This is a genomic window from Paenibacillus yonginensis (assembly GCF_001685395.1).
GTDB lineage: Bacteria > Bacillota > Bacilli > Paenibacillales > Paenibacillaceae > Fontibacillus > Fontibacillus yonginensis.
Genome location: NZ_CP014167.1, coordinates 3,989,421 through 4,015,164 on the forward strand (window position 1 = coordinate 3,989,421; position 25,744 = coordinate 4,015,164).

Sequence of the window (25,744 nt, forward strand, 5' to 3'; positions counted from 1 at the left end):
TGCGTTCTACAGCGACTTGACAATTTCTTCGGCTGCCGCCTCGTCCGTGATCAGGATATCCTCCTGGCCAAACTTCAGAACAGCATGAATGGCCTGCGCTTTGCTGCGCCCGCCCGCAATACCGATGATCGTCTCCGTAGATTTGATGTCCTCAAGCCTCAGACCCAAGGTCAACATCTTGTGAACTACGGCGCCCTGCTCGTTAAAATAATAACCGAAGGATTCGGCAATGGCTCCGTCTCTTGCGAGCTCTTGCACCATCTCAGCATCCAGCTTGCGTCTGCGCGCCATCTCCATGGCGTCTCCAATGCCGTGCACCACGATCCGCGCCTTGCGGATCAGGCTTACGATCTCTTGAATGTTGTGATCATGAACAAGGGATTCATAAGCTTCCCTGCCCAGCAAATCAGGCACATGCAGCAGCCGGTATTCGGCGCCGACACGTTTGGCCATGCCGGAAGCGATCGTGTTGGCCTGAATCTCCAGGCTTTCACCCAAACCTCCGCGAGCCGGTACAAACCAGCTTCCTTTAATAGGTGCCGATGGGGGGGTGAGCTGCTCGGCCATAACGGCCAGCGTTGAACCGCCGGTTACGGCGACTACGTCATTTTCCCCGATTACTTCAAGCAAAGCTCTTGCTCCTGCGCGTCCCAGTTCGCGTTTGGCCGTTGCGGCCGCTTCGCAGTCGCCTGGAACCACAACCACCTTGCGCAGCCCATAGGTATCGCGGATCTTCTTCTCCATTTCGGACAGCCCCAGCAGTTCTTTCACGAACGGCTTCATCTGCTCCAGCAGCTGGCGGCCAGCTTCACTGATTCTCATGCCCACATTCTCGATTTCAATAAGACCTTGAGCTTTAAGGAGATCGGTTTCCGCGCGCAATACGCGTTCCGTCATATTCAGGGAGAGCGCCAGTGTGCGCCTTCCGATGACTTCTTCAAGCATGATCTGGTTCAGGATCAGATATCTCTTCTTGAGAACGTCCATGAGATCAGGCAGAAGCTGCTTTTGGATCTCCAACAAATCTCGCAATGTCTTCACTCCTGCGGCTTCGACTATCTCTCTCCATTCCTCTGGTCTTAAAATGTCCCGGGTTAACGTTTTAAGTCCCACTGATATTCTAACCAATTTCTGCTCCTGTTGCAAGTGTATCGTCCGTAGAATGAGCAAGTTTTCCATGCGTTATTCGCAATCCCGCGATCCTGCAGAAAATGTGACTCAACTTTGCTTTTATGGGCTTGCTTTTTAATTTGGATGCGGCTATAATGAATTCTGTTGACTTTATTTGAGGTCAAATGGATTTTTTTCTTTATGCGCCCGTGGTCCAATGGATATGACGTAGGCCTCCGGAGCCTGAGATCGAGGTTCGATTCCTCGCGGGCGCGCCATCTTATTTTTAACCTTTAACAGCGTCCTATATATGTTTAACCATTAGTCCGAGGATTCGGGCTTTTTTTGATCGGTTAGTTTGACTTTCTTTGACTTTCTGTTTGAAATTGTTTATGATGTGGTTATTAACAGTGTCTGACTCTGGGGGCGGGGTTTAAAGTACGGGGTTTTGGTCAATCCTGTAATCGCCGGACCCAATCGGGTTCAACCTGTTAAGGCCTGCTGCGGCTTCTGATTGCCGGGCACTGAGCATATGACTTAACATTATTATTTAGGAGGGTTTTATCGTGAGTTATATTCCTATGGTCGTCGAACAAAGTAACCGCGGAGAGCGTGCTTACGACATTTATTCCAGATTGCTCAAAGACCGGATCATTTTCCTTGGCTCCCAAGTGAACGACGTTGTGGCCAACTCCATTATCGCGCAAATGCTGTTCCTGGATGCCGAAGAGCCTGGCAAGGACATTCACCTCTACATTAACAGCCCTGGCGGTTCCATTACGGCAGGCATGGCGATTTATGATACGATGCAGTTCATCAAATCCGACGTCTCCACGATCTGCGTGGGCATGGCCGCTTCCATGGGCGCGTTCCTGCTGAACGCCGGCGCGAAAGGCAAACGCTACGCGCTGCCAAACAGCGAAGTCATGATTCACCAGCCGCTGGGCGGAGCCGAAGGTCAAGCAACGGATATCGAAATCCGCGCTCGCCGCATCCTGAAAATGCGCGACAGCCTGAACAAAATCCTGGCGGAACGCACGGGTCAACCTTTGGAACGCATCGAAAAAGACACCGACCGCGACTACTTCATGACCGCGGCGGAAGCCAAAGAATACGGCTTGATCGACAAAGTGATCGAGAAAGTGAACTCGGAAGGCGTATAAACAGCTGCCTGAACAGATCGAGATTCACAGAGAAGAACTCACAGACTTCAATTCTGTGAGTTCTTTTTCTTTTTGGGAAAGGACATACCCCTTTGTCCAAACAAGAGAATGTCCGTCCCTCCAAACAACAAAGCAGATACTCCCCGGGGAAGTATCTGCTTTGTTGTTTTAGACCCAGTCTGTTTACGATTACTGCTCTTCAAACGGACTTGCTCCATTAGGAAGCAGCGCAGAGAAAGGAATATAATATTCCGGGAAGCCCGCTGCATAAGGCAGGTATTCATACAGCTGGAAGAATACGACGATGCCATCATCCTTCAGATAGAAGTCCGGTTTGTCTCCCGCCGTAGTGAACCCGCCAAAATAACCTGGATCTTTCTTCAGCTTGGCCGCTACTGTCTTGTCTACGACCTTCAAATAATCCGGATTGGCTTTCAGCAGATTGGCAAGCTCGATCTGTTTGCCGTCGCTCAGCCGGATTGTAATTCCTTCGAGACCGCTCATGCCGTGCGCTCCGCCTGTGTAATCATAATTCAGCATGCGGAAGCTGATATAGCCGTTGCGATTATACGTAACCAGATAATTCATGTCGAATTCATTTTTCGCGCCCTGAGGGCCAGGTCCCAAATCCTTGGAGCGCTTCAGCGAATCCTGCAAATAAGCGTCCGCCCAGTCCTTAAACCGCTTGTTGATCTGCTGCTGAACCTCCGCATTTGTCAAGCCGCTGATTACCGGATATTCGATTTGAATATTCGTTACTTTATCCGATTGCGACAAGGTTTGGACCGTTACTTTCATGTTGTTCAGCTGAAGCGGAACCAGATTGACCGTCTTGGTGGCGTTGTCCCATCCGGCCCGGTAACCCAGGCTGTCCGTCAGCAAATGTACAGACACATAATTGTAGCCCTGCTTATTGACCCATTCGTATCCCGTGTACGATTTGGCTCCGTTGATCACGGTCTGAACAGTGCCGTAACCGCTGGGTACCAGCTTGACTGAAATATTGCCTCGTGTGATCTGGTAGGTTTTTGTCTTGGGCTCATAAGAGACCTTCAGTCCCAACCCGTCGCGGATCGCCGCCAGCGGCACCAAGCTGCCTTCTTGTCCGGCCAAAGCCTTCCGGGCCAGCTGTTTTCCATTTAGTTTCAGATTAAAAGCTGCTGGTGCTTGTACAGCCGGGGCTGCCTTTGAGGAGGCCGCTGCCGCAAACTCGGCGGAGCCGGCTCCTGCTCCAAACAGCAGAGCAGCTGCCAGCAGGGCTCCCGTCCATTTTTGGTTTCTGTTCATGTTTGTCATCCCTTTCCTGCCTAGCTTTCTGGGGTTGTCATTTGTTTCCTTGTTTCCTTGTTTCCTTATCTATCTTTCTTTATCTTACTTTGTTCATTACCATTCTTTACCCGTTTTATTATAGCCTCTCTCTTGTATCCAGTATTAAAGTTCAGGTAACAATCCAGAGACAATCCTGCCATTTCCTCCTCTCCCCCAAAAATAGTAAAACCGCATTCCATCAGGAATGCGGTCCGAAGTCTATGACATTTTTTTATATCAGGTTTCGATCTGTAACCATCCCGCCCAAGCCTCCGGCCTTACCACAGGCTCGCTACCCCAGTCTTCCATATCCAAGCGCGTTCAAATGCTCGGCGATCGTACGATATCCTCTTCCGTTCGGATGCAGATGATCCAGGAACAACAGCTCCCTCTCCCGGCCCACGAAATCCGGATAAATGTTGGCGAGCCCGTACACTTGATTGGTATACTGACCCGCATAACGGTTAAACTGCAGAACCCAGTCCGTTGCCTCCCCAATCTGAGGATAAGGATTATATAAACCTACAGCCCTAATGATATAAGGCTTCCGGGAGCCTGATTTCAACCGGTACACCTGTCCAACAACATTGGAGAAATGCTGCTTGCACTCCTCAAGAGCGCTGCGCAGAATCCGAGATGAGTTCGAAGGCTGGCTTTGTGCCGCTTTTGCCGCCCGAATCAAATCGTTGCCTCCTATGGAAATGGTGATGATATCGGCTTCGCGCAGCGACTGCCGGTAAGCCGAATACCGCTCCACCCTCCGGTCCAGCTCCGAGCTGATCAGCCCGTTGACCCCCAGATTGGAATAAGCAACAAATCCGCGAAGCTTCACTTCCGCCATCCGGCGGTAGACGGGCACAAAGCCGTTCCCGGGCAGCGCGCCAAAGCCGGTCGTGAGCGAATCGCCGATTGCCGTGTATTGATAACTCATGTATCTCCCTCCAGCATCTGTCAGCTAAACTCTCTATCTAACATATGAAGACTCGGGAGAAGCGGCAACCGGAGATCTGTCCCCAAGGGATAAAAGGCTAGTATAAAGAAAAACGGCCCGCCATGGCGGACCGCTCATCGAAGACAGCTCACAAGATAACCGATAACGGAATCGGCTTCAAGCAGGCTGCGGTTATTCAGCAAATCCTTATTTCATTGCATATTGGACAGTCAGCGTCGTTTTCACTGTCAGCTCGCCGGTTTCGATCGACGTGCTGGCAGCACTGTCGGCGGCAGCATGCGCAATCAATGCTTCCCCTTGTTTAACAATCGGCGTATAGCCGCCATCGTTCTGAACCACGTTCACTACAACGCCCAGGCCTCGTCCGGACGCTTTCGCGATAATGCCCGCTTTAACCCCGGCATCCGCCATAGCTTTAGTAATGACTTGCTCCTGATATTGATCCGGATTATCGACGGTAAAAGTTACGTTATCGATCCGGTTGGCACCGGCATTTGAGGCTGCATCCAGCAGCTGTCCGATCTTATCAAGGTCTTGATATTTGACGCGGAGGGTGTGATAAGCCGTATACCCGGTAACTTTTTGGCCTTCTTTGTCATTATACGTGTAGTTCGGCTGCACATAGAACTGGCTCGTCTGAATGTTGGCTGTGCTGATCTTCCAGGTATCTTTCAGCAGCGAAGTCAGCTTTTGCAGGCTGGCCGCATTTTTCGCTTGGGCTTCTTTGGCTGTTGCCGCCGAGGTCTCCACGCCCAAAGATAAATAAGCCACATCCGGTTTAACAGACACTTCACCGCTGCCAGTCACCGTAATCGTATTCTGAGTTTCGCTGTCTGCCGCATAAACCTCAGCCCCCGGCTGGAGAAGTGAAACCGCTGCCGAACCTCCTGCAATCAGTCCACCCGCTAACATCATTGCTCCCAATCTCTTTGCCCAAATATTCATTTTGAACCCCTCCATCTTCTGAATTGGTAGTTATTACTTGTTGATTTACTGCTTAAGACGGACCCTTCCAGATAAAGGTTGCACTTCAGGAGGCGATTTCAAAGAAATTTAAGAGCTTGTCCAAATATTTTTCAAAGTGAAAAATAAAAAGCCGTTCCGACGGCAGGCTGTGCCCCGGAACGGCCGGTCTTTCAGCTGATTGGCCTCTATTCGGTTAATTCACCTTGGTAAAAAACCATCGCTGCGCATCCGTCCCGTTGTCCGTATACTGCTGAACAGCCGCTCCATCCGCCGTGGAGGCGCTGGCTACATCCAGGACAAGACCGCTGGCCTTAGATACCACTTTGAAATAACCGCCTCCGGCATCTACAATACTCCACCTTTGGGCATTGGAGCCATTGTCGTCCCACTGCTGAAGCTGTACTCCGCTAGCCGTCGAAGAGCTTGGCACGTCCAGCACCTTACCGCTGTGAATAGCGGTTAATTTGTAATAGCCGTCCCCTGTGCTGTCAACCCGGAACTGCTGGTTAGGAGCCGTATAGTTGGTCCACTGCTGTATTTTGGCTCCGCTTGCTGTGGAGACATCCGTGACATCAAGCACTTTACCGCTTACCTTGGAGGCAATCGTATAAACTCCGCCGCTGACAATCGGCGATGGAGATGGCGTGGACGACTGCTGGTACACCCGCACATAATCCACAAGCATCTGCGAAGGGAACGGTGTGGAGTTGTTTGGACTGCCCGGCCAGTTGCCGCCGACAGCCAGGTTCAAGAGAATAAAGAACGGCTTCTGGAATTCTTCTGTATTCCCTGTGCCGTTAGCAATATAGAATTCATTAAATTGGTTGCCGTCTACAAACCAGCGGATATAATTCGGGTCCCACTCAACGCTATATACATGATACTGCGAGAAATCGAGGTTGCCGGAGGTTCTGCCGTAATCAGCTTGTCCATTGGCATCCCAGTGAACGGTTCCGTTTACAGAAGCGTTGTTGTTGACCCGCTCCATAATGTCGATCTCACCGCTTTTTGGCCAGCCAACCGTGTCAATATTGGAGCCGAGCATCCAGAAGGCAGGCCATAACCCTTGTCCGGAAGGCAGCTTGATGCGGGCTTCGATTTTCCCGTAAGTAAAACTCTTGAGTCCCTGCGTTTTGATCCGGGCCGAAGTATAGTTCATGCCGCCGTATGCTTCCTTCTGAGCGGTGATGACCAGATTACCGCCTGTCACCTTCAGATTCTGAGGCCGATCCGTATAATACTCAAGCTCATTATTCCCCCATCCGCCGCTGCCGGTCCCGATCTCCGCCTTCCAGTTATTCGTATTAAGAGAAGTTCCGTCAAACTCATCGCTCCACACGAGATTCCATTCCCCCGCCGCATTAGCGCTAGTAAGTGGAGTCAGTGCGATCAGGAGTGCAAACACGGTCAACAGACTGAGCCATTTTCCAGGTTTTCGCATCATTCCATAGCCTCCTCTTTGATTTAAGCTTCCTACCCTGTCCTGCCAAACGGCAGTCAGGAAACCTCCGAACAACATCCGGCCCCGGGCCGAGCAACCACCTCGTTTCATAGAGGATTTCATCAGATGACACGCTGTCTCCAGGCGTAATCCGATCTGAGGAAGGAGCCTCCTAAAGCCTATTAAGGACTCCAACCCGTCTTCAGGAGCAGGATCATTTATGGAAAAATAACCCTTATCCCTCCTTTATTATAAAGCGCTTACATAAGGAAATGCAACCATTTTTTACTAGATTACGGAGGGTATTACGTTCCTTTCGCTGCAAGCCGCTGATCGGCCACCGCACCGTTTACATCCATAAAAAAACAGCTCCCGCACGAGGCGAGGGCCGTTTCTTCCGCTCTATTAAAAATAGCTCTTACCGGTCAAAATATTACTGGTTCTCCAGCTCTTCCTTGCTAACCAACGTGACTAAAGCGTTTGCAGCCTGTTCGGCATCCGCGCCTTCGGCACTAATGTAAATTTCAGTTCCTGTACTGATCGCAAGGCTCATGATCCCCATGATACTCTTGGCGTTCACTTTCTTGTCGTCCTTCTCCACGAAGATCTCGGACGAATATTTATTCGCTTCCTGTACGAAAAGCGCAGCCGGCCGGGCGTGGAGCCCTGTCTTCAAACGGACAGTTACCGGTTGTTTGATCATGGAAACTTACCCCCTCTTCAAATCATTCCGCATAGTATGGTCATTTTAATAAAATTAGTATACCATACTAAACTCGCTGCAAACCAGCCTTTAGCCCTGCCGAATTTTATCGGCCATTTCATCAATCTTCCGCAAACGGTGATTCACGCCGGATTTGCTGACTCCACCCTTAAGCAGCTCGCCTACTTCCTTAAGGTTCATATCCGGATAAGCCAGCCTTACCTCAGCAACTTCACGCAGCTTATCTGGTAGATTATCAAGGCCAATCTCACGCTGCAGCAGTTTGATATTTTCAATCTGGCGCACGGCCGCTCCAATCGTTTTGTTCAGATTGGCCGTTTCGCAGTTGACGATTCGGTTGACGGAATTCCGCATATCCCGCATGATCCGGACGTCCTCGAACTTGAACAAAGCTTGATGCGCCCCGATCAGGCTTAGAAACTCGATGATCTTCTCGCCTTCCTTGATGTAGAAAATAAAGCCTTTCTTCCGCTCAATGCACCGGGCGTTCAGATGAAACTCCGCTGCAAGGTCGACCAGCGCCTGGCAGTGCTCCTCATACATGGAGGCGATCTCCAGATGGTACGAGGAACCCTCCGGGTTGTTGACGGATCCTCCCGCAAGGAAAGCTCCGCGCAAATAGGCTCCCTTACAGCAGTCGTTCTGGATCAGCTCCGGATGGATTTCGTCCATGAACATAAATCCCTCCGAAACGATCTTCAGCTCTTTCAGTATTTCCTGAACGCGGGCCGGAATACGGACAATGTATACATTATTTTTCTTAAGCCGCATCTTCTTTCGAACGAGCAGCTCGGTATGCACATCAAAATGCTTTTTGATCAAAGAGTAAATCCGCCTCGCGATCGCGGCATTTTCCGTCGAGATATCCAAAATGACTTTCTTGTTCGAAACCGATACCGCGCCGTTCATCCGAATCAGGGCCGAAAGCTCGGCCTGTTCGCAGCAGGAATCCGCCTCGACCATGGTCAGTTCTTTTTTGGTTTGTGCCGCAAAGGACAAGGGACTCACCTCTTTCTTAACATCCAGTTTTGGACCAGGGACCAAATATGCTCGCTTAGTTTATCCGCATCGTGACGTAAATAACGGCGGAACAGCACGAGCGTATCGGCAATCACCTTATAACCTCTGCTGGTCAGCACATCATAGTCAAGCTGAACGGGTTTGGCGCCTTTCTCGGCATAAACATCCTGAACATGAAGCGGGATTTCCCCATCGTTCACAATGACATAATCGATCAAATGATGGCCTACATGCTCATAAACGGCCTGCAAATGGTCGCTGACCGTATACCCGTCGGTTTCGCCGGGCTGGGTCATGACGTTGCAGACAAATATTTTAATCGCCTGCGTATTGTTAAGCACCGCCTCAGCCAGCTTGGGGACAAGCAGATTCGGCAAAATACTCGTATACAGGCTGCCGGGACCAATCAGGATCGCATCCGCTTCCCTGATTGCCTGGACAGCCTCAGGCAACGGCTCCACCTGTTCCGGCTCGAGGAAAAGGCGTTTGATCCTCCCCTTCGCCTCCGGAATCTTGGACTCGCCGGTTACGATACTTCCGTCCTCCATCTCGGCATGAAGAATAACAGCCTGATCCGCGGCGGGCAGCACGCGCCCGCGAACAGCAAAGACACGGCTAAGCTCCCGCACAGCCGTCACAAAATCACCTGAAATATCGGTGATCGCCGCCAAAATCAGATTGCCGAGGCTATGCCCGGCCAGCCCTCCCGACCCTGCCGGAAATCGATAGCTGATCATATCGGACATCAGCGGTTCGACATCGGCAAGCGCTGTTAAGACATTACGAATGTCGCCTGGCGGCGGCATCTGCAGTTCATTTCTCAGAATGCCTGAGCTGCCGCCGTCATCGGCTACAGTCACGATAGCCGTAATATCGAGCGGCTTCTGCTTCAGCCCCCGCAGCATGACGGACAATCCAGTTCCGCCGCCCATCACCACAATGCGCGGCTTTCTTCCTTCGGAAGGCTGTTTACTCAATGTTGTTCACCTCTTAGGAACGGTCCCGGTCCGAATCACGGTGACTGACACGCACCGTCTCCGTTTCACTCGTACCCAGCATCCGTCCCAAATATTCGGCAATAGCCACCGAGCGGTGTTTGCCGCCCGTACAGCCAATGCCAATAATGACCTGGCTTTTTCCTTCTTTGTGATACTGAGGGATCAGAAAATGCAGCATATCCATCAGCTTGGTCAGAAACGATTGGGTCTCCGGCCACTTCATAACATATTCATATACATCGCTGTCTTGTCCCGTGTGTGGACGAAGCTGCTCGATATAGTGAGGGTTGGGCAGGAACCGCACGTCAAACACCAGGTCTGCATCAATCGGAATTCCGTATTTGAAGCCAAAGGAAGTAATATTAACCGAAAGGTTGCTGCTCTCCAAATGAGAGAACCGGGAAATAATCTTCTCGCGCAGCTGCGCAGGCTTCATGTTGGAAGTATCCAGCACCTGGGTCGCGGAAAGCTTCAGCTCGTCCAGCATCTTGCGCTCCAGCCGGATCCCGTCGAGCGGCATCCCCTGCGGGGCAAGCGGATGGCGGCGGCGGCTTTCCTTGTACCGCTGAACCAGTACGGAGTCGGTCGCATCCAGGAACAGAATTTCCGAATGGATTGTGAAGTGGTCCTTGATAAAGTTGAGCGATTCCGACAGCGCCGTAAAGAATTCACGGCCCCGAAGGTCGATGACGAGAGCCACCTTGGCTATTTTACCGTTGGACTGTTCGATCAGCTCCGCGAATTTCGGGATCAGCACAGGGGGCAGGTTGTCCACGCAGAAGAAGCCCAGATCCTCCAGGCTTTTGACGGCAACCGACTTCCCCGCTCCCGACATCCCGGTAATAATAATCAAATTGGCTAAAGAAGTATGTTCCTGATCCGGCATCAGAATTCCCTCCCTCTATAGTCTGACTCTCTCTATAACACATGAATATTCACTGCTGGCAAGGATAATAAATAGACAATAAGATAAGAGCCGTCTAGGCCAATCTGGATGCCAACTCAGAAATCAGGAGCGAAGGAACAGACCTGCCGCTCCCACGATTCCCGCATCGTTGCCCAAAGTAGCCGGCACGATTTCCACCCCGCGCTGCAGCGGTTCCGGGGCAAATTTGGCAAATACGCTGCGGATTTCATCAAACAGAATGTCTCCAGCCTTGGAGACGCCCCCGCCGATAATGAAACGCTGCGGGTTCAGCACAGCAGCGACTGCCGCCATGGATTTGCCCAGATAGAAAGCGGCGCGGTTCACGATGCGCTCAGCAACTTCATCGCCGTTCTTGGCAGCGTCGAACACGTCTTTCGCCATAATGTTCTCCACTTGGGCTAAAGACGTACGATCGCCGCGTTCAACGGCGTCTTTCGCCATGCGAATAATGCCTGTAGCCGAGGAGACGGTTTCGAGGCAGCCCATTTTTCCGCATCCGCATTGAATCGCTTCCAGATCAGGCACTACGGACATATGACCAAGCTCTCCGGCCAGACCGGAGAAACCTTGGTAGATTTTGCCGCGAATAATAATTCCGCCGCCTACGCCTGTTCCCAGGGTATAGCAGACGCAATCGTCCACGCCTTTGCCGGCGCCGCCCCAAGCTTCGCCGAGGGCCGCCACATTGGCGTCGTTATCTATTTTGATTGGCTTGCCGAGCCGCTCTTCAAGAATCGCGCGGACCGGAACGTCCCGAAAACCTACATTGGGAGCCAGGATCACAACGCCTTCTTTAAGATCCGTAAATCCTGCGACGCCGGCCCCAACACCTGCAAGCTGGTCCCAGCTGTATGGGGAATCCTCTACAATCTGGCGGACGTACTTCTCGATATTGGCAAGCACAGCATCGGTTCCCTTGGCCACTTCTGTTGGTCCTTCATAGGTCTGCAGAAGTTTGCCTTCCGCATTACAGATTCCGACCTTAACAGCCGTGCCGCCCAGATCGACACCAATGTAGATTTGTTCAGACATAGATTAAGCCACCTTTTTTCTAAAATAAAATAGTTGCTCCTAACTACCCACTATAAGCGAACCTCTCCTTGTGGTCAAGAGAATCAAAATGGTAGAAACCTTGTCCAATCAGGCTTTCACCCCCCTGCTCAAAGCGAGTGAAGCACCTGGCCAAACCGGTAAATTTCATTTTACTGTAACAATTTTAAAGCGCCTCGCGTATAATGATTAAAATACATAATTTGGAGGATTTTCCACTGATGTTTCCCAATTCCCCTTCTGGCTTTGATTTCATGTTCTCTGTCTTTCCTTATCTCTTTGTTATTGTGTTTCTACTGATCATTGGCAGCCTGTTGTTCCGAGGTGCCCGTTACGCTAGAAATGTCTCCTCTCCCAGACAGTCCTCCTTCGTCAAAGTCGTCGCCAAACGCACGCGGGTGGACCATCACGGCGGCACCAGCTCCTTCACCGGCGATCACCTCACCAGCACACCGTCCCGTTCTCATACCTACTACTATATTACGCTGGAATTCGAGAACGGAGAACGAAAGGAGTTTCTGGACGTCAAAGGGCTTTACGGACTGGTAGCTGAAGGCGATACCGGCTATGCGGCTGTGCAAGGCGACTGGATCGTGGCGTTCGAGCGGACTGCCCCTTCTTACTACTCATGATATAATGCCAAGGAAGGGATCTTGTTCGGAAAGGACGGGCTTAACGTTGAACACGGCAATCAAACTGCTGTATATCGAAGACGACCCGGAGATCGGCAGCTGGGTCAGTAAGGATCTGGAGAGCCGGGGATACGAAATCATATGGCTGAAAAATGGCGAGAAGGCCCTGGAGCAAGCGGCCTCCTGCCAGCTGGTTATTCTGGACGTCATGCTGCCGGGCCTTGACGGCTTTACGGTGGGACAACGACTGAAGAGAGAGCACCCCGGCACTCCGATTCTGATGCTGTCCGCGCGCTCCTCCATTGATGACAAGCTTCAGGGACTGCAGTTCGCGGATGATTATCTGACCAAGCCGTTTCATCCTGAGGAGCTGGTGGCCAGGGTGGACGTGCTGCTGCGGCGTTTCGGCGCGCATGACAGCCAGCCTATCAGCCTGAAGCATCTGCTCGTTTATCCTCAGGAGAACCGGGTGACGCTGAAGGACAGCGGGGAAGAAATTCTGCTGACCGGCAAGCAGTTCCAAATCTTTTATTATCTGATCCGGCACCTGGGGCAGATTATGACCAAAGAACAAATTTATGAAGCGGTTTGGGACGAGCCCTATCTCGAAGGCGACAAAACGCTGATGGTTCACATCCGGTATTTACGGGAGAAAATTGAAAAGGACCCCGCCGTCCCTGAAGTCATTGAAACGATCCGCGGCGTTGGATACAGGATCAAGGCATGAGACGGTACCCGAAGAAGTCAGACGGCATCAAACGAAAGGCCCTGAAGCGGGTCCGGGTAATCCGGTTCAGGCAGTCGCTGCTGTCACGGTATCTGCTGATCCTGCTTGTGGCTGTTGCTTTTGTTCCTATTTTCCTGCCGGCCAGCTTCCTGGGCTCTTGGCTGGTCAGCCGGATGATTTTCCCGGAGCCGGCGGTTAGTCCGGAAGTGAAGCTTTACCAGAGCAGCTATGACCTGACCCAAATGTGGCATAAAGAAGCGCTCCAGCTCAAAACGGCGACCGAAGATCAGATCCTCCAGCGGCTGAAGCAGCTGAAGCAGAAGTATCCCGCCGCTTCCCTGTTCAGGGTCGATCATGAGGGAAGAACAACCCTTCAGCTGCCTGAGCAAAGCCGCCTGCCGAAGTTCTGGTCTACAGAGCAGCTTATCGATTATATGAAGAACGGACAAAACGGGCAGCAAACCTTCACCATTGTTGCCTTTATCGGCGACAACCCGGACACAGGGAGAGGGTTTATCGCTTTCGAGCTGCCAAGATCGCTGCTGAATCCGTCTTCCGTCCGCAGAGCCGATGGCCGTTTCTACGGCTTGCTGCTGGCAATGCTGATCCTCCTGTTTGTAGGGATGTCCTATTGGTTTATCCGCGACATCAAACGCAGGCTGCTGCGGCTGTCCGCCGCGATGGACAACCCGCCGGCCGGAGGCATCCCGCAGCCGATCAAACCCGGACGGCCCGATGAAATCGGCATGCTCGAGCAGGCGTTTAACGGGATGATTGCCGAGCTCCGGCTCAGCCGCCGCAGGGAGCAGGAGGAGGAAGCGCTGCGCAAGTCGCTGATCAGCAATCTGTCCCACGATCTGCGCACGCCTCTGACGGTCATCAACAGCCATCTTTATTCGCTGAAGGATGAACCCCTGACAGAGAAAGGCCGCAGCTCCGTTGCTTTGATGGAGACAAAAATGGATGATCTAAGCGGTCTGATTGACCACCTCTTGTCGTATAACCTGCTGATCAGCGGCAAATACAAGCTGGAGCCGCATCCTCAGGATGTGCACCGGCTTGTCCGGGAAAGCGCTGCGGCCTGGTATCCTTTGTGGGAGAACCGGCAGATCGAACCGGAAATTGAGCTGGGCTCACAACCGCTGAGCTGGACAGTGGACAGCCAGGCCTTCCGCAGGGTGCTCGATAATCTGTTCCAGAATATCGTGCGCCATGCGGCTTCCGGGCAATACATCGGACTGTTTGCCGAGCAGCGCCGCGGACAGGCCGCTTTAGCCATCCGGGATCGTGGACCGGGCATGGAGGCGGACAGTACAAATAAAGGCGCAGGTTTGGGGCTTGCGATCGTCGACCTGCTCCTGAAGGAGATGGGGCTCGTTCGCGAGACCGAAAGCAGCTCCGAAGGAACCACCACATGGATTTATCCGAGGCCTGGACAGCTGAATTAGCTGTCCGGGTTCTTTTTTTAAACAAAATTTAAACTTGGCCGCCCCCTCGCTTTAACCTTGCCCCGGTAAGATAGGAATCGAGGTGAAGAACATGAACGACTTTGTGATCCAAACACGCGGCCTGACCAAAACCTATAAAGGCAGAGCTGCGGTTGATTCGCTGAATTTAAGTATACCTAAAGGGGAAATTTACGGATTTCTGGGCCCAAACGGCGCTGGGAAAACCACCACCATCCGCATGCTGCTTGGTTTGATTCGGCCGACCAGCGGAAGCGTGGAAATCTTCGGCAAAGACCTGCGCAAGGAACGTCTGTCCATCCTGAAAAAAGTCGGCTCTCTGGTTGAATATCCTTCCTACTACGGCCATTTGAACGCCATACAGAACCTGGAGGCTATCCGGCGGATTCTTGAGGTGCCGAAATCGCGCATCGCCGAGGTGCTGGATATCGTTTCACTGACGAAAGAAGCCAAACGGGCGGTCAAGGGTTATTCGCTTGGCATGAAGCAGCGCCTTGGCATTGCCGCCGCTCTCCTCGGATCACCGGAGCTGCTCATTTTGGACGAGCCAACAAATGGACTTGATCCGTCCGGTATTCAGGAAATCCGCGAGCTGATCAAGCAAATGCCGCAGGAGCACGGCATCACCGTTCTCGTATCCAGCCACCTGCTCAGTGAAGTGGAACAGATGGCCGGTTCAGTCGGCATCATTGCGCAGGGCCGGATGGTATTCCAGGACAGCATCAAACATTTGAAAGAACAGTCGGCCGGCACGATTTCGCTTAGAGTGTCGGAAGCCGATTCCGCCTTATGGCTGGCCCGGGACGAAGGATTAGTTGGGGAATTGAAGGACGGGAACCTCCGCTTTTCCGGGTTGTCCGATCCGCAGGTTGCCTGGCTGATCCGGCGTCTGGTCGAGAATCGCCATAATATTTACCGGGTCGAAGAGAAACGGCAGTCGCTGGAGGACATCTTCATGCAAATCGTCGGAACGGAGGGATCGCTTTGATGCTGCGCGCTTTATCCGCCGACTTTCTGAAGATTCGCGGCAAAGGCATCTGGCTGCTCATCGTCATTGCCCCGCTTGGGCTGATTGCTATGCAGGCTCTGAATTATGGACTCCGTTACGACTTTATGATGAAGTCCTATGAAGGACGTCTGTGGGAAGGACTGGTCATGGACAATCTATTCCCTTTCGTCCCGCTTGCTCTGTTCCTTGGCGCTACGCTGGTCAGCTCGCTGCTGGCCGGCATAGAACATCAGCTCAGCTCCTGGAAGCAGCTGCTGGCTCTGCCGATCTCCCGTACTGCCGTCTTCAGCGCCAAATACGTCCTGTCAGTTCTGCTGCTGGCCGTATCCTGCCTGCTGTTGACGCTTGGGACGGCCGTTTTGGGACGGGTTCTCGGGTTCCCACATGAACTGCCTTACCAAGAGCTCTTTACACTCAGCTTTTGGCCCTTGATCGGCTCCCTGCCCTTGATCGCTTTCCAGCTGTGGCTTTCGCTGACGCTGAAGAATCAGTCGCTCCCGGTTTTCCTCGGGATCGCCATGGCGCTTGGCTCCTTGTTCACTGGCAATCTGGGCGAATATTTCCCGCTCAACTGGCCTTCCATGACGCTCCAAAGCGAACACTCCGGCTTCTACCTGGGCATGGGTACCGGCCTCGGATTACTGATCATGCTGCTGGGCCTGCTGCATTTTACGCGGAAGGATGTGGACTGAGATGAAGAAATTTCTGAACATTTTGGCTGCCGAACGACTGAAAATGTCCCGCTCCCTATTGTGGCTGCTTGTTCTGGCAAGCCCTGTACTGGCCGTCCTTATCGGCCTGCTGATCAACGAGGAGTTCGGAAATTGGCCGCTCCTGCTCGGCGGCATGTCCATGTTCCATTCCATGCTGTTCCTGCCTGTGCTGACCGGGCTGTTCTCTTCGTTCATCTGCCGGTATGAGCATAACCAAGGCGGCTGGAAAGCGCTGCTGGCCCTGCCCGTCACCCGGAATGCCGTTTATTGGGCGAAGTTTCTGATCGTTATTCTGCTGCTCGCCCTGTCACAAATCCTGCTGCTGGCCGGCATTCTGATCGTCGGCAGGGTTCGGCATTTAACCGGAGATATTCCCTGGAATATGCTGCTGCAGAGCATGCTCGGCGGCTGGATCGCCTGCTTCCCGCTGGCGGCGCTGCAGATGTTCTTCTCCCTGCGCTGGTCCAGCTTTGCCGCTCCTCTGGTGATAAACGTGATCTTTACGGTGCCAAACATCCTCATCGTGAATTCGGCGACTTACGGTCCCTATTATCCTTGGGCCCAGCCCTTCCTGGCCATGATCCCTAAAGGCATGCAGGGTTATACGTTCGGGGCCTTCAGCCTGCCGTTCGAGAATCTGATGATTACGGTGCTGGGCAGCTTTGTCGTCTTTGCAGCCTGCGGGCTGGTCTACTTCAATCGAAAAGAGATTTAACCCCGACCTGCGGTTCACCTGCCGGCCCATCTTTATCTCCTTTAATGAAAAAAAAGCACCGGCCCTCCTTCAGAGGTTCCGGCGCTTTCCCGGCAATGCCTTAGAGGCATTGCTTTTCTGTTTAAATCAGCTGTCCAGCATAACGCTCCAGTCGTGGATCATTTCGCCTTCGAGATATTTCTCGCAGTCCATGGCCGCCATGCAGCCCGAACCTGCTGCGGTAATCGCTTGGCGGTAACGAGTATCCTGTACGTCTCCGCAAGCGAACACCCCCGGGACGTTGGTCTGCGTAGTACCCGGTTTCACGACAATATAGCCGTTAGCATCCGTCTTCACTTGTCCGCCCAGAAAAGCGGTGTTCGGCGTATGTCCGATCGCAATAAACACGCCATCCGCTTCAACCAGCTCTTCCTGATTGGTCGCGTTGTTGCGGACCATCAAACCCTTAACCGCGCCGCTCTCATCCGTCGCCACAGAGAGAGGCAGGCGGTTCAGCGCCCACTTCACTTTCTCGTTGCTCCGCACGCGGTCCTGCATAATCTTCGACGCCCGCAGCTCCTCGCGGCGGTGCACCAGCGTCACGTCCGAAGCAAAGCGGGTCAGGAAGCCGGCCTCCTCCATCGCGGAGTCGCCGCCGCCGACGACGGCAATCTTTTTCCCGCGGAAAAAGAATCCATCGCAGGTAGCACAGGTGCTCACGCCGCGTCCGACGTTCTCCTGTTCACCCGGAATACCGAGATAGCGGGCCGAAGCGCCAGTCGAAATGATGACGGTTTCGGCCTGGTAGGTTTGACCGCCGTCCACCTTTAACGTAAAAGGACGTTTGGAGAAATCGACCTCCTCCACCCAGCCGCTGGTGAATTCGGCTCCAAACCGTTCCGCCTGCTTGCGCATATTGTCCATCAGATCGGGACCGAGAATTCCTTCCGGGAAACCCGGGAAGTTCTCGACCTCCGTAGTTGTCGTTAATTGGCCGCCGGGCTGTACGCCTTCAATGACGAGCGGCTTCAAGTTGGCGCGGGCCAGGTAGATGGCCGCAGTTAATCCGGATGGTCCTGTTCCGATGATAATCGATTTATACATCTCATTACCTCCTCGGCATTTCAATTGAAAGGCTGCCGCTTTCTTCTTTAGAAAAACGTGTACCTTCTATTTATTAACCCGAAGGGAACATTGCATTCATTTTTTCCTTGATTCCGCACACTTCATCAAGCCGTTTGGTGCAGCGGCTGGCCGTTGATACCGAAATGCCATACCGCTTCGCTACCTCCTCAAACGTCACATGGCGCCGATGCAGCTTGGCCGTCACATACTCCAGCGCAGCGGCCCATCCGCCAAGATGCGAGACCGACGGCACGTCCGGATAAGACCGGGTGATAAATTCCACCCAAAGCGTCTCCACGTCATGAAGCTGCAGCAAATTATAACGTTTCACCATCCGCCGTTTCGCTTCATCCAGCACCGCCTGCCATTCCGGCTTCCAGACCGGAAGTCTGGCCGAGACAAAACCCGGGTCCACCGTCTCCGTTTTGCCTTCCAGCACAATCGGCAGCGGTTCGTTGACGCCCAGGCTGCGGAGCGCAAACAGCGCGATGTCCTTGAGATATTTCTCTTCCTCAGGTTCCATCAGGAAAGCGCGAAGCGCTTCCTGGACTTCACTGTCGGCGATCTGGCTGAAAGCTTCAATCACCTGAAGTTTCGTACGGGCATCGCCGTGGCGCAGCCCCCAGAAGAACGAAGAGCGGATCAGCGGATCCTGCTTCATTTGATCCGGGATGCCTTCTCCCCATTTCTGCCATTTGCGAAGCTGCTCCTCAAACGGCAGCCCGTATTGGTAGCTGATCCGGTCAGGCCTTGCGGCAGCCGGCAGGCTTTCGCCTTCCCCAGCCTCCGCCTGGCTGTATTCCTCCAGGCGAGCCAGATAGAAGCCGGGCACCTCCGATTCCGGGTCCCGCTTGGCGGCCTGCTTCCAAAGCGCCTTCGCTTCTTGATAACGGCCGATATTAAAGGCTGCAACCGCCGCATAGTGGAACAAGCAGGGATCGAAATTGACCTCATCGTCTCTTAACAGCCGTTTGAAATGACCGTAAGCCGCTTCATGGCGGCCCAAAATTCCCATAGTGGTCGCCAGCTTGAATACATGCTCCTGGTGAAAGGGAACAATACGTGCAAGCTGCTCTGCCAGCCGCTGCAGCGTCTCCGGGTCTCCATCATGCTGAATGAAGACCGCCAGATTGCAAAGGCCGTGCAGGTTGCCGGGATCCCGGCTCAGCACATCTTCAATCGCGGCCATGGCTTCACCGAACATCCCCATATAGTAATAGCCAAGCGCAAGGTTGTTCCGGGCCGCCAGGAAATCGGGCTGCTCTTCCAGGAGCTTCTCCAGCAGCTTAACTGCAGCCTTGAACTCGCCGCGCTCCAGCATGCTGCGAGCCTGGTCATGCTCTGCCGTTCCCTGAAGCGAGCGAATCGGACCGACCTTCGTCGGCCGGTTCAGCTCATATTTCAGCAGCTCCATCATTTCCTCCGCTTCGGCCAGAAACTGCCCGTCCGGGTCCTTCTCCAAATAAGTCACAAGCGCTTCCTCGGCCTCTTCGAACCGATCCATATTGGCATAATTATTCGCCATGTAGAAATAACATTCCGTCATTGTATCGTCTACTTCGGTTAAAACGTGCGAGAGCACCTCGTTCGAACCCTCGTAGTCCCCGGTCTCTGACAAAATGCCAGCCATATTGCAATGATTAACCGGATTGTCCGGCTCATATTCCACAGCTTTGCGAAAATATTTCAATGCCTTGTCGTACCGCAAGCGTTCCAATGCTGAAACAGCTCTCTCGAAGAAAAAGTTAGCGTCCATACGGACCGGCACAAGGTTACCGGATGTTCTGGATTTGTTCCCACCGGTCCTGCTTTCTTCCGTCAATCAAGGCACCTCCTTAAAAATGTTTCCATTCTTCCTCCCAGTATACCACAAGGCCCCGGCAACCTCCTACCGGGAACTATGTCCTGCAAGGCCTGTCCAGTATTAGGTTTGCAGGAAGCTTTATATATCCTTTTAAGCCGAAGCAGAGAGGAATAAACTTTAAATAGCCGCTTTGAATAGCCGCTATAAATAGTCCTTGAGAGAAACTCCAAATAAGACAAGGCAGGAAGAGAATGAACTCCCCCTGCCTTGTCCAGCTTTTTTTCAAATCTGATTTGTTCAATATACTTGTCAAAGACTTTCAGGACGTAAGCAGCGATTTGCCAGGCTGCCCTTTTAAATGCCCCGGTTCCGGAACATTGTGGCAATGGACCCGCCTTCCATAATGTAACGGATCGCCCGGGAGAACAGCGGAGCTACGCTGAGCATATGCAGCCTAGGGATAAGCAGCTCCTCAGCCGCAAGCTCGATCGAGTCCGTAATGACGACTTCCCGGATGTTCGGATGATCCAGCCGCGCCAGCCCCTTATCCGAGAACAAGCCGTGCGTGGCGCATACAATAGCGTCTCCCGCTCCCCGCTCCTTCAGCCCTTCCACCACCTGCAGAATCGTGGAGCCGGTATCGATCAGGTCTTCGATAATAATCGGGGTCCGGCCCTCCACGTCTCCAATGACGTGAGTAATGACAGATTGATTATGAGCCGGGCGTTTCTTGATCATGATTGCAAAAGGAGAGTCCATGCCGCTGGCCAGCTTCTCGGCCATGGAGGCTCTTCCCGCGTCCGGGGAGACGATGACCGGATTCTGGATATTTTTTGAAAGCAAATATTCAGTCATCAGATCAAGCGCCGTCAGATGGTCCACGGGGATGTTAAAGAACCCCTGAATGGCGGGGGCATGCAGATCAAGCGTGACCACCCGGCTTGCGCCAGCGGTCGTCAGAACGTCGGCAACCATTTTTGCGGAGATCGGCTCGCGGGGCGCTGACTTCCTTTCCTGCCGGGCATATCCGTAATAAGGCAATACAATTGTAATGGTATGGGCGGAAGCCCGCTTGGCCGCATCAATCATGACGAGCAGCTCGACAAACAATTCATTGATCGGATGCGACAGCGACTGCACCAGGAACACATCGCAGTTCCGAATGCTCTCCTCATAGTGGACATATACTTCCCCGCTTTTGAATCGCGAGATTTCGATCTTTCCGGGTTCTACACCGAGCTGCTTGCATATCGTGGCGGTAAGCGCTTTATTCGACGATCCTGAGAAAATGCGCATTTTGGACTGCTGCATAGCGCCCTTCCAGCTCCTTCATCCTGAATTCGTAACCGTAACTCTCATATCTTAATTATATAAGGTCAGCCCTCTATTTCCAAAGGGATCATTTGCCTAACTCTTCCCTCGAAGACGGCCAGCTCCCGAAATCCAACCTCATAGAGCAAAGCCCGGGCCAGATCCAGGTGCTCGGACAGCTTCCTAGGGTCATGCGCATCGGAGCCAAGCGTCAGCGGAATGCCCAGACGGCAGGCCTCCTCCAGCATCCGGCGGCTCGGGAACATTTCCTCGCATGCCTTGGACAAACCCGATGCGTTCAGCTCCATAACCATACCGGCCTGCTGTACAGCACGCAGCGCTTTGTTCTCCAGCTCTTCAACCTCCTGCTGACGGGAGCGGTCCGGTCGATAAGCGAATCTCTTGATCACGTCGAGATGGCCGGCAATATCATAGAATCCGGTACCCGCCGCTTTGACAACCGCCTCGTAATACTGCTCATAGACGGCAAAAATATCTTTCCCTTCCCAATTATGAGTCTGACGGAAGTCCGAAATGTCCCATGTCCCGAGAAAATGTACGGAACCGATCACATAATCCCAGGGATAGGCCTGCAGGATCGTCTGAATCTCTTGTTCCCAGCCTTCGATGTAGTCGGCTTCAAGCCCGACCCGGACTTCGATTTGCCCTTTGTATTTCTCCTTCAGCCGGAAGCATTCTTCAACATAAGCTGGAAGCTCTGCCATCGGCATGGCCATTTCCGGATAATATTCTTCGGGCTTCACGTGCAGCAGGGGCATATGATCGGACAGGCCGATATGTGAAAGGCCAATTTCAATGCCCCGCTTCACGTAGTCTTCCAGACTGCCTACCGCATGGCCGCAGCGTTCATGGTGCGTATGGTAATCAATCAGCATCCTGCTTTCCCTCTCTCCAATATGGTTAAAGGGCGCCCATGAGAGACGCCCCTGTTTCCACTTCCTATTAGTCCCTGCGTGGTCTTTCGTGACGCAGCGCCAGCTCGCCCAGCACATCGTCCAGCGGAAGCCGGCGTTCTCTCAGCAGCACCAGAAGGTGATAGATCAGATCGCTGACCTCCATGCGAAGCTCATCGTTGTCCCAGTTCTTCGCGGCGATGATGGATTCGGCCGTTTCTTCGCCGACCTTTTTCAGGATTTTATCCAAACCTTTCTCGAACAGATAAGTCGTGTAGGTTCCTTCCGGCCGTTCGATGTCCCGCTGGGCAATCACGCGCTCAAGCTCATTCAGCACCGCAAAGCGGGCCAACTCTCCTGCTGGCGCGCCAGAGAAGGCGGCATTTTCGTCAGCCGCTGGCGCCATAGCCGCTGTTGCTGTGGTAGCCGAATTCAAGCTGCCGGAACTTTCGGTACTATCGGTATTGTCGCTGCTTCCGTTGCTGCTGTTCTGAAATTCAGCCGTCCGGTCCACCGCCACCTCGAAGAAGCAGCTTTCAGCCCCCGTATGGCAGGCCGGGCCTTTCCGGTTCACCAGCACGAGAACAGCATCCCCGTCGCAGTCGTATTTCAGCTGCACCACCTGTTGGGTGTTGCCCGACGTGGCTCCTTTGTGCCAAAGCTCCTGCCGGGAACGGCTCCAGAACCAGGTCTCGCCCGTTTTCAGCGTTTTGCCCAATGACTCGCGGTTCATATAAGCCAGAGTCAGCACCTCAAGCGTGGAGGCATCCTGCACGATGGCCGCTACCAGGCCTTGACCGTCCCATTTAATCTTTTGTTCCAGCTGCTCAAGCGTACTCATCGTATTTCTACCCCTTTGCTCTTCAAGTCCTGTTTCAATTCCGGAATGCCCAGCTCTTTATAGTGAAAAATCGTTGCCGCCAGCGCCGCATCCGCACGGCCTTCGGCAAACACGTCATAGAAATGCTCCTGCCGGCCAGCGCCGCCGGATGCAATGATCGGGATACTGAGCAGATCGGAGGCCGCCCGGGTCAGCGGCAGATCAAAGCCGTCTTTCGTGCCGTCCGCGTCCATGCTGGTCAGCAGAATCTCGCCGGCCCCGCGCTCCTGCGCTTCCTTCAGCCAGTCCAGCGCCTTGATGCCGGCGGCTTTCCGGCCGCCGTGCGTGTACACCTCCCAGGTTCCCCATTCCTCGTTGTATTTGGCGTCTACCGCCACCACGATGCACTGGGAACCAAACCTTTGGGCTCCGTCCGAGATCAGCTGCGGATTCAGCACCGCCGCCGTGTTGATGCCGATCTTATCGGCACCCGCCCGCAAAATCCGCTTCATATCGTCCACCTGCGAAATACCCCCGCCAACCGTAAACGGGATGGAAATTTCCCCGGCAGTCCGTCTGACTACATCCACCATGGTAGCCCGGCCTTCCGCCGACGCGGAGATGTCCAGAAAAACCAGCTCATCCGCCCCTTCGCGGTCATACAAAGCCGCAAGCTCCACCGGATCTCCGGCATCACGCAGATTGACGAAATTTACGCCTTTGACCACACGGCCGTCTTTGACGTCCAGGCAAGGCACGATCCGTTTTGCCAGCATGCCGCTCTCCCCTTTCTCTTTATCTTCTCTGTATTTGTAAAAATCTGTACGCCTCTTCTTCCCTTCGCCTGACTATTGGGCTGCCTTAACCGCCTCAATCGCCTTCGCCAGCTCAATGCTGCCGGTGTACAGCGCTTTGCCCACAATAGCCCCGCCAACACCCTGCTCGGCGTAAGCTGCCAGCTTCTCCAGATCCTGCTGCGAGGTCACACCGCCTGAAGCGATCACCGTTTTGCCGGTCGCCCGGGCCAGCGCCACGATGGCTTCCGTATTCGGTCCCTGCATCATGCCGTCGCGGGAGATATCGGTGAAAATAAACGTCTCCGCGCCTTTGGCCGCCAGCTCCTTGGCCAGCTCCTCCGCCTTCACTTCCGTCGTCTCCAGCCAGCCGCGCGTGGCTACCAAACCGTTGCGCGCATCCAGGCCGATCGCAATTTTGCTGCCGTATTTGGACAAAACCTCTTCCGTAAATGCCCGGTCCTCAATCGCAGCTGTTCCCAAAATTACACGGCTGACGCCGAGTCCGAACAGCAGCTCTACATCCGCGAGCGTCCGCAGGCCGCCGCCTACCTGAACAGGCACCTTTACCCCGCGGGCAATTTCGCCAATCATCTCGTGGTTCACCGGATGACCGGCTTTGGCGCCATCCAGATCGACCAGATGAATAAAAGCGCCGCCCTGCTGCTCCCACATGCGGGCCGCCTCCACCGGGCTGTCATGGTACACCGTCTCCTGGCCGTAATCCCCTTGAACCAGCCTGACGCATTTCCCGCCCCGGATATCAATCGCCGGGTATATAGTAAATGAAGACATTCTCCTCGTCCTTTCTATGAAAAAGCTAGTCCTATGATTTTCCCGCCGCCAGGCGCAGGAAATTGTCCAGCAGCTGCATGCCCAGCTGCCCGCTCTTCTCGGGATGGAACTGCATCCCGAACACATTGCCGTGACCGACGATCGCGGTCACGGGCCGCCCGTAATCGGTGACCGCGATCAGGTCACCGGGCCGCTCCGCCAGCGCGTGATAGGAGTGCACGAAGTACACGTGCCCTTCCGCGAGGCCGCGGAGCAGCGGGCTGTCCGGCTGCCGGAACTCCAGCCGGTTCCAGCCCATGTGCGGCACCTTCAACGTGCCGCCTTCAAACCGCACCACCCGGCCGGGCAGCAGCCCAAGGCCGGCGTGTGTGCCGTGCTCTTCTCCTTCGTCGAAGAGCAGCTGCATGCCGAGGCAAATGCCGAGCAGCGGTGTCCCGCTCTCTGCAGCCTGCCTCGTCACAGCGTCCAGTCCGCTCGATCGCAAATGCTCCATCGCGTCCCCGAAAGCGCCGACGCCCGGCAGCAGTACGCCGTCCGCGCTCAAGATCACCTCAGGGTCGGCGGTTACCACGCCTTCGCCGCCCAGGCGCTCGATCGCCTTGCTGACGCTGTGCAGGTTGCCGAGGCCGTAATCGACGATTGCAATGGCCATGCTTACAGCACCCCTTTCGTCGATGGAACCCCCGTTACACGCGGATCGATCGAAGTCGCTTCATCCAAAGCGCGGCCCAGGGCCTTAAATACCGCCTCGATCATATGGTGTGTGTTCTGGCCGTAATGCACGATCACATGAAGCGTAATCCGGGCCTCCAGCGCCAGCTTCCACAGAAACTCATGCACCAGCTCCGTATCAAACGTGCCTACCCGGGCGGAAGGATAAGAGGCGCGGTATTCAAAGTGCGGACGGTTGCTGACGTCAATCACTACCTGAGCCAGCGCTTCGTCCATCGGTATAAACACGCTGGCGTAACGTTTGATGCCTTTTTTATCGCCAAGGGCTTCACGCAGGGTTTGACCCAGGCAGATGCCGATATCTTCGACCGTATGGTGGTCGTCAATGTCCACGTCGCCTTTGGCTTTAACAGTCAGGTCAAACTGCCCGTGTTTCGTGAACAGGTCCAGCATGTGGTTCAGGAACGGCACGTCCGTTTCAATGACCGCCTGCCCTGTCCCGTCCACACCAAACTTCAGCTGAATATCCGTTTCATTTGTTTTGCGGCTGATACCGGCAGTTCTTGTATGTTCTTTGGATTCGCCTGCTCCAATTGCTCCATCCATCT

26 protein-coding genes and 1 tRNA gene are annotated in these 25,744 nt (G+C 53.8%); 8 read left to right on the forward strand and 19 right to left on the reverse strand.

The features are described from left to right. Nucleotides 1-6: 6 nt before the first annotated feature. Nucleotides 7-1,032 (reverse strand): sugar-binding transcriptional regulator, encoded by a 1,026-nt coding sequence (locus AWM70_RS18105; protein WP_068698744.1) that lies wholly within the window; start codon nucleotides 1,030-1,032, stop codon nucleotides 7-9. A 281-nt stretch (nucleotides 1,033-1,313) separates the two neighbouring features. Here AWM70_RS18105 and AWM70_RS18110 point away from each other — a divergent pair. Together AWM70_RS18110 and clpP are read left to right on the forward strand one after the other, a co-directional pair. Beyond that, nucleotides 1,314-1,388 (forward strand) — tRNA-Arg (locus AWM70_RS18110). A gap of 288 nt (nucleotides 1,389-1,676) precedes the next feature. After that, on the forward strand, nucleotides 1,677-2,273 hold the full coding sequence (gene clpP / locus AWM70_RS18115) for an ATP-dependent Clp endopeptidase proteolytic subunit ClpP (RefSeq protein ID WP_068698746.1): 597 nt from the start codon (nucleotides 1,677-1,679) through the stop codon (nucleotides 2,271-2,273). Between the two features lie 189 nt (nucleotides 2,274-2,462). Here the strand turns inward: clpP and AWM70_RS18120 are convergent, their stop codons facing one another. The 9 genes from AWM70_RS18120 to AWM70_RS18160 form a co-directional block, all read right to left on the reverse strand. Further along, complete coding sequence (locus tag AWM70_RS18120) at nucleotides 2,463-3,560, reverse strand: PdaC/SigV domain-containing protein (RefSeq protein ID WP_068698748.1); 1,098 nt, start codon at nucleotides 3,558-3,560, stop codon at nucleotides 2,463-2,465. A gap of 313 nt (nucleotides 3,561-3,873) precedes the next feature. Beyond that, nucleotides 3,874-4,512, reverse strand: a complete 639-nt coding sequence (locus AWM70_RS18125; protein WP_068698750.1) for an SGNH/GDSL hydrolase family protein — start codon at nucleotides 4,510-4,512, stop codon at nucleotides 3,874-3,876. Between the two features lie 207 nt (nucleotides 4,513-4,719). Next, nucleotides 4,720-5,478 carry an SIMPL domain-containing protein gene (locus tag AWM70_RS18130; RefSeq protein WP_068698752.1) on the reverse strand — a complete coding sequence of 253 codons (759 nt, stop codon included), beginning with the start codon at nucleotides 5,476-5,478 and terminating at the stop codon, nucleotides 4,720-4,722. A 214-nt stretch (nucleotides 5,479-5,692) separates the two neighbouring features. Then, nucleotides 5,693-6,940, reverse strand: coding sequence for an RICIN domain-containing protein (locus tag AWM70_RS18135; RefSeq protein WP_418303224.1), 1,248 nt, complete (start codon nucleotides 6,938-6,940; stop codon nucleotides 5,693-5,695). 433 nt (nucleotides 6,941-7,373) lie between these two features. Beyond that, nucleotides 7,374-7,643 (reverse strand): HPr family phosphocarrier protein, encoded by a 270-nt coding sequence (locus AWM70_RS18140; RefSeq protein WP_068698756.1) that lies wholly within the window; start codon nucleotides 7,641-7,643, stop codon nucleotides 7,374-7,376. A gap of 90 nt (nucleotides 7,644-7,733) precedes the next feature. Beyond that, entirely contained in the window at nucleotides 7,734-8,663 is a 930-nt protein-coding gene (whiA, locus tag AWM70_RS18145; RefSeq protein ID WP_068698758.1) for a DNA-binding protein WhiA, read from the reverse strand. Between the two features lie 5 nt (nucleotides 8,664-8,668). Beyond that, nucleotides 8,669-9,616: a gluconeogenesis factor YvcK family protein gene (locus AWM70_RS18150; RefSeq protein WP_099093166.1), complete on the reverse strand. Its 948-nt coding sequence runs from the start codon at nucleotides 9,614-9,616 to the stop codon at nucleotides 8,669-8,671. A 58-nt stretch (nucleotides 9,617-9,674) separates the two neighbouring features. Further along, nucleotides 9,675-10,568, reverse strand: coding sequence for an RNase adapter RapZ (gene rapZ, locus AWM70_RS18155; RefSeq protein ID WP_068698762.1), 894 nt, complete (start codon nucleotides 10,566-10,568; stop codon nucleotides 9,675-9,677). A 123-nt stretch (nucleotides 10,569-10,691) separates the two neighbouring features. Next, nucleotides 10,692-11,642, reverse strand: coding sequence for an ROK family glucokinase (locus tag AWM70_RS18160; protein ID WP_068698764.1), 951 nt, complete (start codon nucleotides 11,640-11,642; stop codon nucleotides 10,692-10,694). Between the two features lie 239 nt (nucleotides 11,643-11,881). Here AWM70_RS18160 and AWM70_RS18165 point away from each other — a divergent pair, with 239 nt between their 5' ends. The 6 genes from AWM70_RS18165 to AWM70_RS18190 all read left to right on the forward strand — a co-directional run bounded on the left by AWM70_RS18165 (nucleotide 11,882) and on the right by AWM70_RS18190 (nucleotide 16,922). Then, entirely contained in the window at nucleotides 11,882-12,292 is a 411-nt protein-coding gene (locus AWM70_RS18165) for a DUF2500 domain-containing protein (protein ID WP_068698766.1), read from the forward strand. Nucleotides 12,293-12,338: 46 nt separating this feature from the next. Next, nucleotides 12,339-13,019, forward strand: coding sequence for a response regulator transcription factor (locus tag AWM70_RS18170; RefSeq protein ID WP_068698768.1), 681 nt, complete (start codon nucleotides 12,339-12,341; stop codon nucleotides 13,017-13,019). Next, on the forward strand, nucleotides 13,016-14,467 hold the full coding sequence (locus tag AWM70_RS18175) for a sensor histidine kinase (RefSeq protein WP_083180414.1): 1,452 nt from the start codon (nucleotides 13,016-13,018) through the stop codon (nucleotides 14,465-14,467). The genes AWM70_RS18170 and AWM70_RS18175 overlap by 4 nt, the downstream gene beginning before the upstream one ends. Nucleotides 14,468-14,558: 91 nt before the next feature. Then, nucleotides 14,559-15,473, forward strand: coding sequence for an ABC transporter ATP-binding protein (locus AWM70_RS18180; RefSeq protein WP_068698770.1), 915 nt, complete (start codon nucleotides 14,559-14,561; stop codon nucleotides 15,471-15,473). Beyond that, the gene (locus AWM70_RS18185) at nucleotides 15,470-16,186 is read left to right on the forward strand and encodes an ABC transporter permease (protein ID WP_068698772.1); all 717 of its coding nucleotides are present in this window, start codon (nucleotides 15,470-15,472) and stop codon (nucleotides 16,184-16,186) included. Before AWM70_RS18180 ends, AWM70_RS18185 begins: the two co-directional genes overlap by 4 nt. A 1-nt stretch (nucleotide 16,187) precedes the next feature. Beyond that, a complete protein-coding gene (locus AWM70_RS18190; protein WP_068698773.1) occupies nucleotides 16,188-16,922 on the forward strand; it encodes an ABC transporter permease in 735 nt (244 codons plus the stop codon). 126 nt (nucleotides 16,923-17,048) lie between these two features. On the opposite strand, the gene trxB is transcribed toward AWM70_RS18190, so the two are convergent. The 9 genes from trxB to hisB form a co-directional block, all read right to left on the reverse strand. Then, nucleotides 17,049-18,005 (reverse strand): thioredoxin-disulfide reductase, encoded by a 957-nt coding sequence (trxB, locus tag AWM70_RS18195; RefSeq protein WP_068698775.1) that lies wholly within the window; start codon nucleotides 18,003-18,005, stop codon nucleotides 17,049-17,051. Between the two features lie 73 nt (nucleotides 18,006-18,078). Next, nucleotides 18,079-19,782 carry a tetratricopeptide repeat protein gene (locus AWM70_RS18200; RefSeq protein ID WP_068700831.1) on the reverse strand — a complete coding sequence of 568 codons (1,704 nt, stop codon included), beginning with the start codon at nucleotides 19,780-19,782 and terminating at the stop codon, nucleotides 18,079-18,081. Nucleotides 19,783-20,184: 402 nt separating this feature from the next. After that, nucleotides 20,185-21,141 carry a ribose-phosphate diphosphokinase gene (locus AWM70_RS18210; RefSeq protein ID WP_068698779.1) on the reverse strand — a complete coding sequence of 319 codons (957 nt, stop codon included), beginning with the start codon at nucleotides 21,139-21,141 and terminating at the stop codon, nucleotides 20,185-20,187. A 65-nt stretch (nucleotides 21,142-21,206) separates the two neighbouring features. Further along, complete coding sequence (gene hisJ, locus AWM70_RS18215) at nucleotides 21,207-22,037, reverse strand: histidinol-phosphatase HisJ (RefSeq protein WP_068698781.1); 831 nt, start codon at nucleotides 22,035-22,037, stop codon at nucleotides 21,207-21,209. A 67-nt stretch (nucleotides 22,038-22,104) separates the two neighbouring features. Then, the gene (gene hisI / locus AWM70_RS18220) at nucleotides 22,105-22,896 is read right to left on the reverse strand and encodes a phosphoribosyl-AMP cyclohydrolase (RefSeq protein ID WP_068698783.1); all 792 of its coding nucleotides are present in this window, start codon (nucleotides 22,894-22,896) and stop codon (nucleotides 22,105-22,107) included. After that, the gene (hisF, locus tag AWM70_RS18225) at nucleotides 22,893-23,651 is read right to left on the reverse strand and encodes an imidazole glycerol phosphate synthase subunit HisF (RefSeq protein ID WP_068698784.1); all 759 of its coding nucleotides are present in this window, start codon (nucleotides 23,649-23,651) and stop codon (nucleotides 22,893-22,895) included. Before hisF ends, hisI begins: the two co-directional genes overlap by 4 nt. Before the next feature lie 72 nt (nucleotides 23,652-23,723). Beyond that, nucleotides 23,724-24,464 carry a 1-(5-phosphoribosyl)-5-[(5-phosphoribosylamino)methylideneamino]imidazole-4-carboxamide isomerase gene (hisA, locus tag AWM70_RS18230; protein WP_068698787.1) on the reverse strand — a complete coding sequence of 247 codons (741 nt, stop codon included), beginning with the start codon at nucleotides 24,462-24,464 and terminating at the stop codon, nucleotides 23,724-23,726. Nucleotides 24,465-24,495: 31 nt separating this feature from the next. Continuing rightward, entirely contained in the window at nucleotides 24,496-25,116 is a 621-nt protein-coding gene (hisH, locus tag AWM70_RS18235; RefSeq protein ID WP_068698789.1) for an imidazole glycerol phosphate synthase subunit HisH, read from the reverse strand. 2 nt (nucleotides 25,117-25,118) lie between these two features. Then, the gene (gene hisB / locus AWM70_RS18240; RefSeq protein ID WP_068700833.1) at nucleotides 25,119-25,742 is read right to left on the reverse strand and encodes an imidazoleglycerol-phosphate dehydratase HisB; all 624 of its coding nucleotides are present in this window, start codon (nucleotides 25,740-25,742) and stop codon (nucleotides 25,119-25,121) included. Nucleotides 25,743-25,744 lie beyond the last annotated feature (2 nt).

What these genes read in the sequence shown, in the direction of transcription:
- AWM70_RS18120 (WP_068698748.1), bottom strand. Translation starts at nt 3,560, where the DNA reads ATGAACAGAAACCAAAAATGGACGGGAGCCCTGCTGGCAGCTGCTCTG.
- AWM70_RS18125 (WP_068698750.1), bottom strand. Translation starts at nt 4,512, where the DNA reads ATGAGTTATCAATACACGGCAATCGGCGATTCGCTCACGACCGGCTTT.
- AWM70_RS18130 (WP_068698752.1), bottom strand. Translation starts at nt 5,478, where the DNA reads ATGAATATTTGGGCAAAGAGATTGGGAGCAATGATGTTAGCGGGTGGA.
- AWM70_RS18135 (WP_418303224.1), bottom strand. Translation starts at nt 6,940, where the DNA reads ATGCGAAAACCTGGAAAATGGCTCAGTCTGTTGACCGTGTTTGCACTC.
- AWM70_RS18140 (WP_068698756.1), bottom strand. Translation starts at nt 7,643, where the DNA reads ATGATCAAACAACCGGTAACTGTCCGTTTGAAGACAGGGCTCCACGCC.
- AWM70_RS18150 (WP_099093166.1), bottom strand. Translation starts at nt 9,616, where the DNA reads ATGGGCGGCGGAACTGGATTGTCCGTCATGCTGCGGGGGCTGAAGCAG.
- rapZ (WP_068698762.1), bottom strand. Translation starts at nt 10,568, where the DNA reads ATGCCGGATCAGGAACATACTTCTTTAGCCAATTTGATTATTATTACC.
- AWM70_RS18160 (WP_068698764.1), bottom strand. Translation starts at nt 11,642, where the DNA reads ATGTCTGAACAAATCTACATTGGTGTCGATCTGGGCGGCACGGCTGTT.
- AWM70_RS18165 (WP_068698766.1), top strand. Translation starts at nt 11,882, where the DNA reads ATGTTTCCCAATTCCCCTTCTGGCTTTGATTTCATGTTCTCTGTCTTT.
- AWM70_RS18175 (WP_083180414.1), top strand. Translation starts at nt 13,016, where the DNA reads ATGAGACGGTACCCGAAGAAGTCAGACGGCATCAAACGAAAGGCCCTG.
- AWM70_RS18180 (WP_068698770.1), top strand. Translation starts at nt 14,559, where the DNA reads ATGAACGACTTTGTGATCCAAACACGCGGCCTGACCAAAACCTATAAA.
- AWM70_RS18190 (WP_068698773.1), top strand. Translation starts at nt 16,188, where the DNA reads ATGAAGAAATTTCTGAACATTTTGGCTGCCGAACGACTGAAAATGTCC.
- trxB (WP_068698775.1), bottom strand. Translation starts at nt 18,005, where the DNA reads ATGTATAAATCGATTATCATCGGAACAGGACCATCCGGATTAACTGCG.
- AWM70_RS18200 (WP_068700831.1), bottom strand. Translation starts at nt 19,782, where the DNA reads ATGGACGCTAACTTTTTCTTCGAGAGAGCTGTTTCAGCATTGGAACGC.
- AWM70_RS18210 (WP_068698779.1), bottom strand. Translation starts at nt 21,141, where the DNA reads ATGCAGCAGTCCAAAATGCGCATTTTCTCAGGATCGTCGAATAAAGCG.
- hisJ (WP_068698781.1), bottom strand. Translation starts at nt 22,037, where the DNA reads ATGCTGATTGATTACCATACGCACCATGAACGCTGCGGCCATGCGGTA.
- hisI (WP_068698783.1), bottom strand. Translation starts at nt 22,896, where the DNA reads ATGAGTACGCTTGAGCAGCTGGAACAAAAGATTAAATGGGACGGTCAA.
- hisF (WP_068698784.1), bottom strand. Translation starts at nt 23,651, where the DNA reads ATGCTGGCAAAACGGATCGTGCCTTGCCTGGACGTCAAAGACGGCCGT.
- hisA (WP_068698787.1), bottom strand. Translation starts at nt 24,464, where the DNA reads ATGTCTTCATTTACTATATACCCGGCGATTGATATCCGGGGCGGGAAA.
- hisH (WP_068698789.1), bottom strand. Translation starts at nt 25,116, where the DNA reads ATGGCCATTGCAATCGTCGATTACGGCCTCGGCAACCTGCACAGCGTC.
- hisB (WP_068700833.1), bottom strand. Translation starts at nt 25,742, where the DNA reads ATGGATGGAGCAATTGGAGCAGGCGAATCCAAAGAACATACAAGAACT.